Raw genomic sequence first — 19,128 nt, 5'->3', positions numbered from 1 at the left:
TTCGATGCGCGAATTTAAGCATTTAAACTGAAATTATAAGCATTAAAAAAAGCCAAAACTTAAGTAATGGCTTTTTACATATTTTAAAAATTGATTTTGCACTAATTTATTACAAACTTCTTGGTTAAAATCTCTTGATTATCTGTTTGAAGAATCATTGCATATGTATTAGGCGACATATTGTTTAATGAAATTCCAGCTTCTAAAGTATCTTGAGATACATTTTTTAGCTCTAATACTTTTTGACCTTGTAAGTTTACCAAAACTAATTTTTTAACTATAGTTTTTAATTGTTTAGCATAAAACGTATTAGTTGGGTTTTGAAAATACATGTTTTTAGCATTGTAAGCTACATCATTGGTGCTTAAAGTAGATGTTTCTTCTTGAAAAGTCATTTCAAAACGCTCTTTAAAAGTACCTTTAGATGAGATAAACTCGTATGCTTCTCCTTTTGACAAATCGAAAAGTGCTCCTGTTTGCCCATCTTTAATAAATATTTCTTGTTCTTCTCCTATATTTTCTAATTCAATTATTTTAATTGAAAATTTATTATCACCTGAAGAATAATGGTTAAACTTTACTAATTTATCGCTAGATAGTTCACAATATGCTTGTATGCTCATATTCGTTCCATTTAAATCTAAATTTAAATCGTCTTGATAAGTTGTAACAACTGGAGCATCATATCCATAATCGTAATCATCTGAAGTTGCTTCACTAAATCCTAAAAGCAATTCTCTTCTTATTAAAGCACCTTCTAACCCTCTAAATTCAATTCTAATTTTTTTAAACCCTGAATTTGTAGTTTTTCTAACAATATTGGTAACAGGTAGCTCCGTGTTTTCCTGATTAGCTGCATCTACAATACCTAATGCACTTTTTGATTGTGCATTTAAATTTTTGCTAACTAAAAATAATTGAATTAAAAAAACAGGAATAATTATTTTATAATTTTTGTAGAAGAAACTTTTCATAATATGTAGGTTTTTTGGGGTAAAAAAAAGATGATTTTGTGTAATTACAACTTCTATCTTTTGCTCTTACAAAGTTAAAAAACATTACATAAGAAATTAACGAAAATAGAAACAAAATGTCGTTTTAGCTGTTTTTAATGCATTTTATCTTTAAAAATATGCGTTTCATCATATTTTTGAAAGATTTTTCTTTAATAATAAAATATAAAAATATTACATAAATTTTGTTTCCTGATTATACTAGCACAATAATTATAGAAAAACTCTGCTTATTTCACAACTACTTTTTTGGTAAGAATGCCGTGGCTTTTAGTTTGTAATAATACCACGTAAGTATTGCTTAAAAAATTATTAAAAGATATGCCCGATTCTAAATCTTGCTGAGTAACATTAAATAGCTCCAATATTTTTTGACCTTGTAAATTTACGACAGTTAATTTGCTTGCTCCGTTAATTAATTGCTTTGCAAAAAAGGTATTTATATTTCTTTGTAAATACATGTTTTTTGTAGTAAAGCTAACGTTATTAGCATGTAATGTTTGTGAATCCTCTTGAAAAACAATTTCAAAACGATCAGAAAAAATTCCTTTAATAGAATAAAATTCATATCCATCTCCTTTTGATAGATCAAAATACACATTGTTCATTTTATCTATTAAAAAAATATCCTGATCTTCCTCTATATTCTCCAATTCAGTAATATTAATTACAAATCGATGATTTCCAGACGCTTGATGGTTTAATTTTACAACTTTTTTTGAAGTTAATTGGGAGTAAGCTTGTATACCATAATTCTTTCCGTTTAAATTTAAACCTAAGTCATCGGCATGTAAAGTGCTTTCTGAGTCATATCCATAATCAAAACCATCGGAAGTTTTTTCACTGAAACCTAATAACAACTCACGACTTGCAAACGAACCTTCAACTCCATTAAATTCTATCCTAATTTTTTTAAACCCTGAATTGGTTGTTTTTATAATAACAGGACTTGATGCGCTTGAAGTTGTTTTATTAGAACGCTCATTTAATATACGATAGGCTTCAACACTACCTATATCATTATTTAATTGAGCATTAGCAGCAATTGATAAGATTAATAATATTATCCCAATACATTTCTTAATGTTATTATAGTCCTTTTTCAAATCCAACAATTTTGGTTGAATAGGTTAATTTTAACTTGGGACATTAAAAACTTGAGATAAAAATAACATTTAAATTAAATAACCCATCCTTTATTCTATAATAGTTACAGTTTTCTGGCTATAAAACTTATAATCGCTTGACATTTTATTTTATCTATTTATCTGTTTGCACCAATTAAACATCGAATTTGGTTATTTTAAAATCCATAACGTAAAGCTTTCCAATCCCAATAAATTATATAAAAAAAGATCAAAATAAATTATTTTGATCTTTTTATAAAAGCTATTTTTATTGCATTTCTTATTTCACAATAATTTTTTTAGTGAGTACTTCATTAGCATCGGTGCGTAAACAAACGACGTAGGCTCCTGTTGATATATTACTTAACACTATACCATTTTCTAACCGTGATTGCTCAACATTTTCTTGCTCTATAACGCGTTGTCCCCGCATATTGATTACTGCTAAATTCTTTACTTGAGCGTTTAACTTCTTTACATAAAACGTGTTTGTGCTATTTTGGTAATACATAAAATTAGCTTCTGCCTGAGATTCATTTACTGATAAGGTCTCTGCTTTACTCTGGAATACTATCGCAAAACGTTCGTTAAATTTCCCTTGTTCACTAGTAAAACTATATGCTTCGCCTTGGCTTAAATCAAAATACACATCGGTGGTACTATCGCGTAAATATATTGCCTGATCTGATGGTATATTAATTTGTTCGCTTAACTGAATCTTAAAACTATTGTTGCCCGACGAATTAAACTGCAACGGAATCTCCTTCTCTGCACTTATTACTCCATAGGCTTGCATGGTCATACCCTGACCATTTAATGCTAGCAATAAATCGTTCTTGTTGGTCGCTGTGCACTTCGCATCGTATCCATAATCATAATCGTCGCTGGTATAATCGCTAAATCCTAACAACAACTCTCTATTGGTTTTGGGTCCAGATACTGATGTTAAACTTAAGCGTAACTTTTGCATTCCACCTGCTGATGCCTGTGCCGTTTTACTATCACTACTTTTTGAAAACACCGAACCGTTATATTCGCTGCCATCGGCATCAGACTCTTTTATAAACACGCGTTGACCATTATTAAACTCAACCTCTCCATCGGCTATTACTTCTACCATAAATCCTTGACCAACGGGCATGTACCTAGTTGGTACTATCGTGCCGTCTTGCGAACCATTGTTCGCGCCTGATATACCTACAAATTGATACGCTCGTATACTTCCTAATTTGTTTATTTGAGCATATCCGCCTTCATATTCACTTAAATAATGGGAGTTTCCTGCCCATTGTTGCCAAACACTTACTGTGCCATCGATTACACCTTGATTATCCTCTATAAATTGGTGAATATCTATGGCTGATGCATAAGGGTTACCTACTAAATATTCGGTCTTTGAAACATCTGGCACGGATCCTGAACCGCCTCTATCGTTTACTGCTATTTTTATTGTACCGTTATTAGGCTTACCTTCAAATATATATTGCTGGGTCGCTCCTGATACTCCTGTTCCTTTTTGTGTATAGCCTACTCCTGTCCCTATATTAGACGACGGACCTATTTGCGCCCAATCCCAATACTTTAATCCATTTTTGTAGGTATACAACCAATACGTGCTTATACTATTATTTCCTGTATATCCTGATACAAACGTCCAATTATTACCGCTTGCATCTTTTAACATGTTTAAGTTAAAAGCACTATTATTAGCATTATTACTTGTTGTATTATTATCGCTTAATGGCGTGGTGCCTAAAGCCCCTACTGGAGAACTCCAATAATTATACCTAAAGGCATTGGATGTCCCTTCTTGACGACGTAACACCTTGCCCGTTGAAGAGGTTACCAAGTCGCTACGAATGCCTTGTACTAATTGTGAATCATCTTCTAAATCTAACGTACCATTTAACTCAAAATACCAACTGTTATTTATCTCATGGTCTCCATGTACCGTTAAGGTCTTACCTGAATCGATTAATAATCCTAAACTGTTATGTGAGCCGGTTATTTCGGTATCATCTTTTATATGAACGATACTCCAGTCTTTTAAATCTGCTACTTCTGTAATATCCCATACAGTGCCATGTAACCATGTTGATGTACTAGTCCAATCTCCTGCTGCTGCTGTTTCGTAAGGCATAGGCGCGGTTTGTTCTTGTACCGTGGTTATATTATGTAGGGTTAAATTATTACCTGTACTTGAATAATCGCTAGTTGTGCCACTAATGATATTGGTCATTGGGTAGTAACCTTGTAAATTTAACCATGATACTTTACTTCCTAAGCTATGGTCTTCTACGTCTTTTGGAATTATACTACCTTGAATTACTCCCCCATTATTTTCAATCTCTTGGTAAACCATTTGTTGAATTTGCTCTGCCGTTAAGGCGGTGTCGAACACGCGTACCTCGTCTATATTACCTCTAAAATGTCCAAATCCTGAGGCACTTGTATTGGTTGGGTAACGACCTATTGTAAACTCACGGGTGGAGTAAATGTGTGGTGTACCATCATAATTTTGTGTGATTAATTCGGAGTTTAAATACCCACTTGAGGTGGTTCCGACTAATTCGCCGTTTAAATATATTTTTACCGTTTCTTCCGAAGAATTAAAAACGCCTGCAACATGATACCACATATCATTCTTTAAGCTGATGCCTAATAATGGATCGGGTTGTACACTTATATTTGATGAGGGATAGTTACTCGATGAGGTTACTTGGTCTTGGGTTATTACATAAAACGCTGGTGTGCGACCGTTAGTAATGTACAATCGCATACTTTCTTGCCCTGCTATACTGTACATATTTGGTAGGTTACCATCATTATCGTGCTCTATTTTTATCCAACTCATTATGGTACCATTGTCCCAATTGGTTATAAATGGTGTGCCATCTAAATAATCGTCTACACCATCAAAATCGATAGTCGCTACCTCAGAAAGTACCGTTAATTCGTCGCGGTAATCTACATCGCCGGTGGTAAGTACATCGCCATCGGCATCGGGTAATATGCTTAAATCGGTAGGATCTTCGATGTCTTCGTTTACATCTAAACTCACATCGTTTACCCCATTGGTCTCGAAAGCATCGTCTAAACCATCACCATCGGTATCGGTTCCGCTTACGGCGTTAGCCATACCGTTTTCTTCTATATCGGGCGTACCATCGTTATCACTGTCTAAATCTATGTAATCGGGCGTGCCATCGTTGTCAGTGTCTTCTAATCCTAAACCGCCGGTGTAATTGTTATCTACTCCATCTAAATCGTAACCATAGGTGGGTAATACATATCCTACCGTAGGTTGAGCTTCTATATTATCTGGAATACCGTCGTTGTCGCTGTCGAGGTCTAAATGATTGGGATAACTATCTAAATCTGTTTGGATTTCAGTAGAATAAGATAACTCATAAATCTGTAAAGTCACATTGTTTGCATTTCCATTGTTTTTTGCCGTTCGAATAACTAGTTTATCCATCGGACCATTTATTGCAACTTCAACACTGTTTGCTGGGGCATTACCGGCAGTTGTAGAAGAACCTATAACCGTTTGATTAGACAATGTACCATTTGTTCCTAAATTAATATCTGTAATATTAACCGGAGAATTTATTCCATTTAGGGTAGCTTCAAAATCTGCTCTATCTTCAAAATCGAAACCTCCCATTTTAAAGTTTAAATTGTAAACTGGCTCATCAAACTCAAAAACATAAACTCCATAATCTCCATTTACAAAATCAGAATTTCTAATTTGTAAATTCATATAATATCCCGTTATTCCAGCTGTAGTAGCCGAACTAACTCCAGAACCCCATATAGCGCTTCCTTCTAAGCTATAATTAAAATTTGCAAAATTTGATGCAAAAGGGTAAACGTTATTTATTACTCCAGATGTTGAAGTATTATCGCTAAAAGTTTGCCCTAAATCAATGTATCCGGTTGGCGTATTCATTTCTAGAACATCTAGAATACCGTCATTATCATCGTCTAAATCGCAAGAATTAATTATACCATCTCCATCAGAATCGTTTTCTGTTGGTGTACCTATTATTGTTCCACTAGAACAAGCATCGATATTAGCATCGGGGTCTGCACACGTTCCTCCAACGGTATCCATGGATGCCGAACAATTTCCATAAACCTCACAAGCTTTTGATACATTTGCTAATTCTGTACCATTAAAAGTTGAATAAACATTTGCTTTTTGAGCACCGGTTGAACCACCAATATATTCTATGTCTAAATTAGGCCCTATTTCGGCACCAGATCCAACATTTGGTTTAGTTCCCCATTTTATATAACCTAGTTTTGTGTTATCTGAAGGCCCTTGAATTTTACCAATGGTTCCTTGTATACTCCCATCAATTGTAAGCAAACCTTCGTTATACAAAATATTACTCGTACCTGCCATGTTAATTTTTCCGCCAATATACATGGTTGAATAATTGTACATAGATGAGTTTGAACTACCAAAATCTATATCCCCACCAACTACGTTAAATGTATTGGTGTTAATTACAGATCCCCCATTTAAGTTAAACCCAGATTGTGCAGTAATTGTTCCGCAATTAGTTAATACAGAATTGGCGCTAAAACTAAAATTAGATGCAATATTTAAAGTTTCTTGATTTATGAAATTTGTGGCTCCTTGCACATTCATATTAGTTACATTAAATGTTCCGTAATTATAAATACTATTAGTAGCCGCAGCATTATTAAACTGTAAAACTCCAAACTCTGATATTCCAGAATTTTTATAAATATTTACTCCAGAACCATTAAATGTAAAAGTACCATTGCCCGAATTTCCGGATTTTATATACCCAGAAGATTGAACGTTTAATGAAAAATTAGCATTAAAGGTTGGGCTTTGGTTAAAATGCAATGAACCTTGTACTTCAATTGAAATATCATGGCCATTTGTTGTGTTTAAATTATTTTGAATAGTTACAGTTACTCCAGGAGCTATACAAACCTTACTATTATTTTGAAATATAACATCGCCCAAAGTTGCATTAGATGTAAAGCAAGTTGTTGTATTACTGTAAAATGTAACATTGCCACTATTTGGACCAATAACATCGCAGCTATCGCATTGCGCTCCCAAAGAAAATGGCAAATTTAAAAGCAATAGCAAACTTGAGAATAATGTTAACTTTTTAATCATGGTTTCTAGTTTATTTTGTTTTAGCTAAGCACAAATAAAACTGTTAATTAATTATGTAAGCCGACTTATTGAGCCTGTAATGTTTGATGTTTACATAATTTAATAAATCAACTAAACCCCAAAAACTGAGGTTTAGTTAATCTCATTTATATTATTTTTTTATTATTTTTTTGGTAAGCACCTCATTCGCACTTGTTTGTAAGCAAACTACATAGGCTCCTGTTGCTATGTTACTTAAATCTATTCCATTTTCTAACGTATAATTATCTACATTTTCCAGTTCCATAATACGTTGACCTTTCATGTTTATTACGGCTAAGTTTTTAGCAGAGCCACTAAACTTTTTAACATAAAACATATTAGTTGTATTTTGGAAATACATATAATTAGCATCAAACTGAGCTTGCTCTGAACTTAAGGTTTGACTCTTACTCTGGAATACTATTTCGAAACGGTCGTTAAAAATACCTTGCTCTGAGGTAAAACTATAAGCTTCGTTTCCGGTTAAATCGAAATAAGTATTGGTTAAATTATCGCGTAAATACACTTCCTGATCATCGTTAAAACTTTCGAAGTCGGTTGCCGTTATTTCAAAACTATTATTGCCCGAAGACCTAAAGTTTAAACCTACAACTTTGTCGCTTGTTATTTCTCCGTAAGCCTGAATGGTCATATCGGCACCTTCTAAGTCTAACAATAAATCGTTATTGGTAACCTCTACGCACTCTGCCTCGTACCCATAATCGAATGCATCTGTAGTAGTATTACTAAATCCTAAAAGTAATTCTCTATTAGTTTCAGGGCCAGCAATAGAAGTAATTTCAATTCTCATTTTCATAAAATCATCATCACTTTCGTTTTTACTTGTACTGTCTTTATCGTCGCCTTTTGAATTAGACTTAAGAAATATAGATCCAGAATTATATGATCCATTACTATCCGATTCTTTTATAAAAACACGCTGACTATTTTTAAACTTTATTTCTCCATCTGAAACAACCTCTACCATAAACCCTTGACCAACTGGCACATATCTTGTTGGAGTTAATGTACCACGAACAGCGCCAAAAATTGCACCTAAAATGCCTTGGAATTGATAAGCTTTAATAGAACCTAATTTAGTTACTGTAGCATACCCTCCATCGTACTCGTTAAGGTTATGTGAGGCTCCATCCCATTGTTGCCACAACTGCACGTAACCAGCAATTACACCATAGTTATCATCGATAAATTCATGTATATCGATAGCAGAAGGGTAAGGGTTCGCTACTAAATATTCGGTTTTTGTTGATCCAGAAGTAGAACCAAAACCACCTTTATCTGTTACGTTTAAAACTACGGTACCGTTGTTTGGTTTACCTTCAAAAATATATTCTTGAAAATCTTCGGAAATTCCTGTTCCTTTTTGGGTATAACCAACACCTGCCGAAACATTTGACGATGTCCCAATTTTCTTCCAATCCCAATAAGTTAACCCATTTTTATAAGTGTATAACCAATAGGTACTAATATTACCGTTTGCTGTATAACTTGAGGTAAAAGTCATTGGGTTACCGTCACCATCTTTTAACATATTTAAGTTAAATGGGGTATTGTTATCGTTGTTTGTTGAAGCATTATTATCGGTTAAACTAGTAGCACTTAATGTACCAACAGGCGAACCCCAATAGTTATACCAGAATGCACTTGAAGTTCCTTCTTGGCGACGACGAATTTTACCTAATGCCGAAGTTACCAAATCGCTAGTTGAAGTTTGTATTAGCTGGCAATCATCTTCTAAATCTAAAGTACCTTTTAGTTCTAAGTACCAACTATTATTAATTTCGTTTTCGTCGCTTACTGTAAGTGAAACGTCATCTTCAATAATTAAACCTAAGTTATTGTGTGAATTTGTTGTTGTTACATTACTAGCTATTTTAACAATGCTCCAATCTTTATTACTAGCGACATCTTCAATGTCCCATACAGTGCCATGTAACCAAGTGCTTTCGATTTCCCAAGCACCATCGCTAGCAGACTCGTAAGGCATCGGTGCTGTTTGTTCTACAATGGTTGAAATATTATATAAATTTAAATCATTTCCACTTTCTGAAAAATCATTCACAACATCTGAAGCAATATCAATATCAGTCATTGGATAATAAGCGATAAGGTTAGACCATGATATGGTTTCTGAAACATCACTAGTTGTAATAGGCTTTGGTATAGCTTTACCATAAACATTACCCGAAACATCTTCAATTTCTTGATACACCATTTTTTGAATTTGAGAATCGGCTAATGCCACATTAAAAACTCTTACTTCGTCTATATCGCCTTTAAAATATTCTTTATCTGAAGCATTACTGGATAAACGACCAATTTCAAAGCTACCGTTAGCATTTGAGCTAGATTCAATCTCGGTTAATGACAATAGTTTTAAGGTTGATTTTTCTAATTCTCCATCAACATAAAGTTTAATTAAGCCTGTATATCTCGAATAGGTTGCCGCAATATGATGCCACTCATCGTAATTTAAAGAGCAACTACAACTAACAGATGTTTCGCTTAAGGCATATTTTGTATTAATAGTAATAGATGGTTTTCTTCCATTTTTTAACCATAATTTTACGCCTTCATCTTCCCCAGCAACAACCATATTAGAGTTATTTCCAGAATCGGTTTTTACCCAAGCCATAATTGTAATTTGATCTAACCCTTCTAAAAAACCTGGTCTTGATAAATAATCGTCTACACCATCAAAATCTATTGAAGCTTCACTAATATAATTGTAAATTGTTATATCTGCCGATGGACTATCTGTTGTTACGTTAGCATCTGTTTCTGTTTGATTATTGTAGGCTGTATTTGTTAAAGTTACACTATGCGTATTTATTTGATCTGCTTGAACTTCTAATTCTATAGTCTCTTTTACACCGCTGTTTAGAGTTCCAATAGTCCAAGTACTTCCACTCCAAGAACCAACCGAAGGATTTGAACTGATTAAAGTTAATCCCGAAGGTATATTATCAACCACAGTTAAATTAGTTACTGGATTGGCACCTAAATTTTGAACTTCGATAGTGAAAATAGCGGTTTCTCCTTCTACAACCTTATTTTTATCTACTGTTTTATTTATTAACACATCTGGATCACAATAATATGCGGAAAGTGATTGAGAATCATAGGTACATCCTCCTTTTACCACTCTAACATAATAATCGGCAGAAGTTGTTGGTGAATAAGTAGCGCTTGTAGCTCCTGGAATTAAAACGCCATCTTCAAACCATTGGTATGAGTCAAAACTTTCACCAACAACTTCAACATCTGCACCAGGTAAACAACCACCTCCAGAGACCTGAAGAGTTACTTCTGGTACTGTATCGAATCCAGAAAAATATCCTGCAATACCACGAGCTCCATTAAACCCTAAAAAACCAACAGCGATAGGTCCTGAAGATTCTACAGAAACATCTCCAGACAACCCTGATATATAGAATGTTTTCCAGTCTGTTGTACCAGCTACTGTCGATGATGCTGGTAAGGCAATTGGTCCTGTACCATCTTTCACAGTTATATTGGCATCGGGAGTATACGTTGAAGCTATAATAAATACTCCACCGGAAGCTGTTATTCCCGAAATATCTGTGATATTGTGTATATGATTCATTGCATCCGGCAATAAACAATTTACTGGTGCAACAAAATTTAAACTTACGGTGTGTATACCTGAATCCCCAGAAACAACTTGGTAGGCATAAGTATCTTTAGATGTTGTAACTAACATATTATGCCCAACTGTAGTGCCGGAAAAGTATGTACTCGGAATTTCGGCATATTCACCTTCATCTATATTTGCAAATGGTGTTGTATTACCATTAACATATACATTTGTATTGTCTTGAGTTCCAATAATAATTATATATTCGTTAGAACTACCTCCATACCCCCTTACAAAAACATAATCTTTACCTAATTTATCTTCTGGTACTGGCTGATCTGCACCTGCATCTCTACTTGCGCTTGAAGGGTTTACACCAAAGTTCAACATACCATTACTAATAGCTATATCTTTATCTGCTTCTATTGAAGCGCCAATCCAACCATCTATATTGGCTGTAGTTCCATCTTTAGCCGCCTCTAACACATAAGACTCTCCTTGTTGTAAAGTAATTGTTATTGTATTATCTGTAATACCATCAACATCTGTACCTAATCTAAATTCACAATTAGGATTGTATCCAGAAATGGTTACTTCAGTATCATCTTCTGTTGCCATAATACCCAAGGTAGCACTCATACTACTATGGTCTGCTTCAATTGGTGCTCCTCCCCATTTAAAACTCTGCCCCAAAGCAGCCCTTCCTTTTGAAGTTATTGATGCCGCCTGAGAACCTGATCTGCCTCTATAATTTACATAAAACTTTTCTCCTGAAGGAGCTTCAAACCTTAAACCTGAATTATTTAAAACAACACCTGTATTAGCATTTGTTACCAAAGTAATATTATTATCTCCATTAGCTAAGTTATAGGTTACCGGAGTACCTTTAGACAGAGAAAAACTTGTTATAGCAGTTGTACTTGTTCCTCTATAAACGTTAACAGTAAATGCTGTAGTTACTGGTGTAGAGAGGTAAATAGTTTGTTGCTGTATAGCTACATTATTAGAATCCTGTTTTAAAGGCGGTAAATAATGCAAATCACTTAACTGTGCATTTACAGCATTAAAACAAATGAAAGCTAGAAATAGGATAAAATTAAATTTGTTGGGGCGCATTTTAATGTTTTTTAGGGTTATTTAGAGTCCTCTTGTTCTGTTTATTAAAATAGAAGGCTAACTATTTAATGTAGGTAAATAAACAGTTAGACTAATCTTTTGATTTATATTTTGGGATGAAAGACAGCCTTTAAATAAAGAAAACTTACTATAACTGTTTTGAGGAAAAAACGATAGTCTTGTACAATAATTAAGTTACAAAAACGATCATTTAATGCATTGTTGCTTATTATTTTTTTAATAAAAAACATTAAAGTTGTGTAAAGGATACAACTTGAATAAAAGTGCTCAATGTAGCATAAATTAGTATAAATTACATTCATAGGTTAAAATTTTAATTAGTTTGGGACTAATAAATTTTGTACTAATAACTACTACTTTAAAATTGAATGGATTTGATTAAGAAATATTTACGAGGGAAGTAAATGTATTTAAATTAAAGCTTTATTTCATTATAAATTTATATTGGTTTTAAATTGCTTGTTATCGCGTTATTTAATTTTCGGTAAAATAATAAAAATTTAACTGTTCATTTTTATCAATTATAAACATGTCTTTCATCATTTCACAACTATTTTTTTAGTGAGTACTTCATTAGCATCGGTGCGTAAACAAATCACGTAGGCTCCTGTTGATATATTACTCAGCACGATACCATTTTCTAACCGTGATTGCTCAACATTTTCTTGCTCTATAACGCGTTGTCCGCGCATATTGATTACTGCTAAATTCTTTACTTGGGCGTTTAACTTCTTTACATAAAACGTGTTTGTGCTATTTTGGTAATACATAAAATTAGCTTCTCTCTGAGATTCGTTTACTGATAAGGTCTCTGCTTTACTCTGAAATACTATCGCAAAACGTTCGTTAAACTTCCCTTGTGCACTAGTAAAACTATATGCTTCGCCTTGGCTTAAATCGAAATACACATCGGTGGTACTATCGCGTAAATATATTGCCTGATCTGCTGGTATATTGATTTGTTCGCTTAACTGGATCTTAAAGCTATTGTTGCCCGATGAATTAAACTGCAACGGAATCTCCTTCTCTGCACTTATTACTCCATAGGCTTGCATGGTCATACCCTGACCATTTAATGCTAACAATAAATCGTTCTTGTTGGTCGCTGTACACTTCGCATCGTATCCATAATCATAATCGTCGCTTGTATAATCGCTAAATCCTAACAACAACTCTCTATTGGTTTTGGGTCCAGATACTGATGTTAAAGCTAGACGTAACTTTTGCATTCCATCTGTTGATGCCTGTGCCGTTTTACTATCACTACTTTTTGAAAACACAGAACCATTATATTCGCTCCCATCGGCATCAGACTCTTTTATAAACACGCGTTGACCATTATTAAACTCAACCTCTCCATCGGCTATTACTTCTACCATAAATCCTTGACCAACGGGCATGTACCTAGTTGGTACTATCGTGCCGTCTTGCGAACCATTGTTCGCGCCTGATATACCTACAAATTGATACGCTCGTATACTTCCTAATTTGTTTATTTGAGCATATCCGCCTTCATATTCACTTAAATAATGGGAGTTTCCTGCCCATTGTTGCCAAACACTTACTGTGCCATCGATTACGCCTTGATTATCCTCTATAAATTGGTGAATATCTATGGCTGATGCATAAGGGTTACCTACTAAATATTCTGTCTTTGAAACATCTGGCACGGATCCTGAACCGCCTCTATCGCTTACAGCTATTTTTATTGTACCGTTATTAGGCTTACCTGAAAATATATATTGCTGGGTCGCTCCTGATACACCTGTTCCTTTTTGTGTATAACCTACTCCTGTACCTATATTAGACGACGGACCTATTTGCGCCCAATCCCAATACTTTAATCCGTTTTTGTAGGTATACAACCAATACGTACTTATACTATTACTTCCGGTATATCCAGATACAAACGTCCAATTATTACCACTTGCATCTTTTAACATGTTTAAGTTAAAAGCACTATTATTAGCATTATTACTTGTTGCATTATTATCGCTTAATGGCGTGGTGCCTAAAGCCCCTACCGGAGAACTCCAATAATTATACCTAAAGGCATTGGATGTCCCTTCTTGACGACGTAACACCTTGCCCGTTGAAGAGGTTACCAAATCGCTGCGAATGCCTTGTACTAATTGTGAATCATCTTCTAAATCTAAATCGCCATTTAACTCAAAATACCAACTGTTATTTATCTCATGGTCTCCATGTACCGTTAAGGTCTTACCTGAATCGATTAATAATCCTAAACTGCTATGTGAGCCGGTTATTTCTATATCATCTTTTATATGAACGATACTCCAGTCTTTTAAATCTGTTACATCTGTAATATCCCATACAGTGCCATGTAGCCATGTTGATGTACTAGTCCAATCTCCTGCTGCTGTTGTTTCGTAAGGCATAGGCGCGGTTTGTTCTTGTACCGTGGTTATATTATGTAGGGTTAAATTATTACCTGTACTTGAATAATCGCTGGTTGTGCCACTAATGATATTGGTCATTGGGTAGTAACCTTGTAAATTTAACCATGATACTTTACTTCCTAAGCTATGATCTTCTACGTCTTTTGGAATTATACTACCTTGAATTACTCCCCCATTATTTTCAATCTCTTGGTAAACCATTTGTTGAATTTGCTCTGCCGTTAAGGCGGTGTCGAACACGCGTACCTCGTCTATATTACCTCTAAAATGTCCAAATCCTGAGGCACTTGTATTGGTTGGGTAACGGCCTATTGTAAACTCACGGGTGGAGTAAACATGTGGTGTACCATCATAATTTTGTGTGATTAATTCGGAGTTTAAATACCCACTTGAGGTGGTGCCAACTAATTCGCCGTTTAAATATAGTTTTACCGTTTCTTCTGAAGAATTAAAAACGCCTGCAACATGATACCACATATCATTCTTTAAGCTGATGCCTAATAATGGATCGGGCTGTACACTTATATTTGATGATGGATAGTTACTCGATGAGGTTACCTGGTCTTGGGTTATTACATAAAACGCTGGTGTGCGACCGTTAGTAATGTATAATCGCATACTTTCTTGCCCTGCTATACTGTACATATTTGGTAGGTTACCATCATTATCGTGCTCTATTTTTATCCAACTCATTATGGTACCATTGTCCCAATTGGTTATAAATGGTGTGCCATCTAAATAATCGTCTACACCATCAAAATCGATAGTCGCTACCTCTGAAAGTACCGTTAATTCGTCGCGGTAATCTACATCGCCGGTGGTAAGTACATCGCCATCGGCATCGGGTAGTATGCTTAAATCTGTTGGATCTTCTATCGACTCGTTTACATCTAAACTTGAATCGTTTACCCCATTGGTCTCGAAAGCATCATCTAAACCATCACCATCGGTATCGGTTCCGCTTACCGCGTTAGCCATACCGTTTTCTTCTATATCGGGCGTACCATCGTTATCACTGTCTAAATCTATGTAATCGGGCGTGCCATCGTTGTCGGTGTCTTCTAATAATAAACCGCCGGTGTAATTGTTATCTACTCCATCTAAATCGTAACCATAGGTGGGTAATACATAACCTACCGTAGGTTGAGCTTCTATATTATCTGGAATACCGTCGTTGTCGCTGTCGAGGTCTAAATGGTTAGGATAACTATCGCTATCCGAATCTAAATCACAATTAGCCGAAAAATACGCTTCAGAATAGTCAACATCCATTGCTTCGGCAGAATAACCATAAGGACCTTCATCACCATTTAATTCTATTGTCCCTGTTACCGTTACCGAAGTAATGTTATCTGGCAAATTAATTTCATAGTTATAGAAACTACCATCTTGAGTTCCTTCTAGATTAGGATTTTTAGCCTCATATAAATCTCCATCATTATCTGAAACAAATTTGTAACCATTTGTAACAATACTACCTGCAAAAACAGGATTTGAAGCTGTTGAAGATGGATTATAAATATTATAAGCTGTATTATTTTTAGGATTACTATCAATTGCTGTTCCTGTAGCCCCAGGTATTCCTCCTGTCCAAGTTATAGTCCAAATTATAACATCTGAAACATGGGTTACACTATTATTAGGTTTAATTTTAACACCTGAAATAGCGCTATCAAAGGTTTGAGTTGTGCTAAAAGTAAAACCACTTGAACCCTCAACCGGAGCCCAAGTTAACCGTACAATTTCATTATTTACTATTGTGCCATTTCCGTTAATATCACCATTTCTAGTAACAGTATTACTAGTTGTTGATGAAGAATCGTCTGTTAAAATAAAATTAGGAATAGTTCCTGAAACTGTTAAACCAAGATTAGCAGAATTACCACATTCAACCGTATCTAAAATACCATCGTTATCATCGTCTAAATCACAATTGTTACCAATCCCATCATTATCTGTGTCTATAAATAAAGAGCTATTGCTATTACAGCTATCACACTCATCGGACTGTTGTGTAAAATCTTGAGAAATACCAATGCCATTATTAGAACCATTGGGTGCTCCATAGGTGGCACTTGCGGAATCTGAATCAATAGGATTACTTGAGGTATTAATGCTATAATCGAAATTTAAATCGTTGAACAAATAACTGCTAGAATTAGCCTCTATAGCATCGGGACAACCATCGTTGTCGCTATCTGTATCCTGACTGTTAACAACTCCATCACCATCGTTATCGTTATTACAAGCTAATTCGAAAGCTGTGATATCATCAATATAATATTCAGTAGTTTCGTTTCCTGCATAAAAATAATATCGAATTTTATAAGTTGTATTTACAGCTAATGAAAACTGAATATTAGTTGCAATATTAACATCTTCGCCTACGGAATAATCGTCCTCATAATAAAAATCTGCATTTAAAATGGTACTTGTCGCAAAATCATCATCGGAAATTAAAACCCCAATATGATAACCATATGCTAAACTGCCGCTTGTGCCTCCATGTCTTAACCTTAATCTATCGAGATTCATGGTATTTGTTGTAAAGGTTGAGGCTGTTGTAAAGCTTTGTTCAATATAATCATTATTAGTTATGGCATTGCTTAAATTTGATTCGCCCGCACCTGTAAATCTAAACGAGGTGCTTTGGTGATAAAAATTAATTCCAGAACCTAAAATTAAATCGGTTGCACTAATTACTCTTCCGTATGGTAATGTTTCGAACGCACTACTTGTATTATTTCCTGTAGTTTCGAAAATGCTGCTATTACTACAATCGTCCTCGACACTATCTAAAATACCATCGTTATCGTCATCTAAATCACAGGCATTACCAATGCCATCGCCATCGGTATCGTAGTATTCAGCGTGGCTAGAATCACAGGTATTACATTCTGCAGTTTGCACCGTATTATCTATACTACTACCAACTCCTTGACCACCGCTTGCCGCTGAAGGCACACCATTGGAATCTTGACCTCCTGTAATTCCGTAATATTCGTTTAAATCGTCATGATTAATTTGACTATTTGGCGCAGAACCTTCTAATGCATCTGGACAACCATCGTTATCACTATCGGTATCGAAATGGTCTGGGATACCATCATTATCTGAATCTAAATAACTACAATCATCAACCCTTATTTTTATACTCATTCTCGGGTTTCCGCTTAAAACTTCAAGCTCAAACAAATCTGTTGTAGATACAATAGACCAGTTAAATCTATTTTCGGGAGTTGCTGTAACGCCGTCATCAGCTCTTCTTGGAATTATTCTTAATTCTGTGGCAGTTTGAGAAACCGTTCTAAAGATATCATCAGGATCTGTAAAGGCATAAGAATCATTAAATGTATAAAGAACCTCATCTTGATCGTAAGAACCATCAACGCCAGAAGCACCAGTAATACGATTGGATGACATTATAGTTAGTGAGATAGGTTCTGAAGTTGATATACGTATTTTATCTCCTGTATTAATGCCTCCAACATCACCTAAATTTGTCGCTGGGCTTGTATTGGTTGTATAGCCAATAGGGTGAGAAGTGTCATCTACCAAAACTTCAAAGGTTACATCCACAAAATTTCCTGTAGAAGGATTAAAAATTGTTTGTGTAAGTGGGCTACCCAAACTTGCTCCATCCCAGTTTAAATAATTAGAACCACAAGATAACCCTTCATTCACATCGGTAATACCGTCGTTATCATCATCTAAATCATCAATATCACTATAGCCATCTTCATCATTATCATTTATTGTTAGTATAAAAACCTTGCCATCTCCGTGATCGCTGGTTGCACCAGTTAGCACCACATTTGCAATGGTCGATCCAATTGGAGCGATGTCATCTAAATAAAAAAGAGCAATACCGATGGTTCCTCTATTTTCTGTAACGCGATCGCTTAACCAATAATCTGACCCTGTAGATGGCGGATTTACCGATCCCGGTGTTCCCATATCACCACTACCTGCACCAGTGCCACCAAAACCCCATTCAGTTGTTGTTTGATTAACAAAGGTTTTACCAAGCGATTGTACTACGGTACTTCCTGAGAGTGTCCCAAAAAGTTCTACATAATAACAATTATTAGCACTACGCTCTGTAATAGCCAAAATACTACTTGAACTGGCTGTAATACCAGGCTCATAAGTTAACGTTTGCTTTTGAGCATTTGTGGTTGTAGAAGCCGCAGAAAAATCGTCGCAAATATTATCTCCATTTCCGTTAGAAATAAAATAATGGTTTAAATTTAGATCTTGATATGCAGATAATGCTGAGTCGTTCCAACTAGCACTAGCACTAGTTGTTTCAATATTAGTTCCATTATTTTTAATAGAATTTACGGCATGACCATCGACACCTAGCTGTGTTAGTTCGTAGCTAGAGGGAATATTGTATGTGTCATAAACCAAATTATTTACAACAATACTTTGAATTGTCGCAGGATCTCTGCGATCGTTTTGTGTATCGCTCCACCTAAAATCTACACCTGTTTGTATACTCGGCGCATTTGTTTGGCAGACTAATCCATTAAACATAAGGCACGCAATAAAGGTGCAAAATAGTAGCTTTTGTGTCATTTTTTGATAGATTTGGGATATCAAAATAGAACTTCAAAATTTT

At 34.9% G+C, this 19,128-nt stretch carries 5 protein-coding genes; all 5 read right to left on the bottom strand.

Annotation, left to right across the window (positions count from 1 at the left end):
- Positions 1 to 101: 101 nt before the first annotated feature.
- The 5 genes from LG651_RS04540 to LG651_RS04520 all read right to left on the bottom strand — a co-directional run bounded on the left by LG651_RS04540 (position 102) and on the right by LG651_RS04520 (position 19,085).
- Entirely contained in the window at positions 102 to 974 is an 873-nt protein-coding gene (locus LG651_RS04540; protein WP_226694960.1) for a hypothetical protein, read from the bottom strand.
- 269 nt (positions 975 to 1,243) lie between these two features.
- Complete coding sequence (locus LG651_RS04535; RefSeq protein WP_226694959.1) at positions 1,244 to 2,119, bottom strand: hypothetical protein; 876 nt, start codon at positions 2,117 to 2,119, stop codon at positions 1,244 to 1,246.
- 301 nt (positions 2,120 to 2,420) lie between these two features.
- Positions 2,421 to 7,307, bottom strand: a complete 4,887-nt coding sequence (locus LG651_RS04530) for a LamG-like jellyroll fold domain-containing protein (protein WP_226694958.1) — start codon at positions 7,305 to 7,307, stop codon at positions 2,421 to 2,423.
- 151 nt (positions 7,308 to 7,458) lie between these two features.
- Positions 7,459 to 12,063, bottom strand: coding sequence for a LamG-like jellyroll fold domain-containing protein (locus LG651_RS04525; RefSeq protein WP_226694957.1), 4,605 nt, complete (start codon positions 12,061 to 12,063; stop codon positions 7,459 to 7,461).
- A 560-nt stretch (positions 12,064 to 12,623) separates the two neighbouring features.
- On the bottom strand, positions 12,624 to 19,085 hold the full coding sequence (locus LG651_RS04520; protein WP_226694956.1) for a LamG-like jellyroll fold domain-containing protein: 6,462 nt from the start codon (positions 19,083 to 19,085) through the stop codon (positions 12,624 to 12,626).
- Positions 19,086 to 19,128 lie beyond the last annotated feature (43 nt).

It is taken from the genome of Neotamlana sargassicola (assembly GCF_020523965.1).
Lineage (GTDB): Bacteria > Bacteroidota > Bacteroidia > Flavobacteriales > Flavobacteriaceae > Neotamlana > Neotamlana sargassicola.
The sequence above is the reverse complement of the archived record's forward strand: the minus strand, read 5'-3'. Positions and strand labels throughout refer to the sequence as shown.

Bases quoted from the DNA above. Each gene is read 5' to 3' on its own strand.
- LG651_RS04540 (WP_226694960.1), bottom strand. From the start codon at position 974: ATGAAAAGTTTCTTCTACAAAAATTATAAAATAATTATTCCTGTTTTT.
- LG651_RS04530 (WP_226694958.1), bottom strand. From the start codon at position 7,307: ATGATTAAAAAGTTAACATTATTCTCAAGTTTGCTATTGCTTTTAAAT.
- LG651_RS04525 (WP_226694957.1), bottom strand. From the start codon at position 12,063: ATGCGCCCCAACAAATTTAATTTTATCCTATTTCTAGCTTTCATTTGT.
- LG651_RS04520 (WP_226694956.1), bottom strand. From the start codon at position 19,085: ATGACACAAAAGCTACTATTTTGCACCTTTATTGCGTGCCTTATGTTT.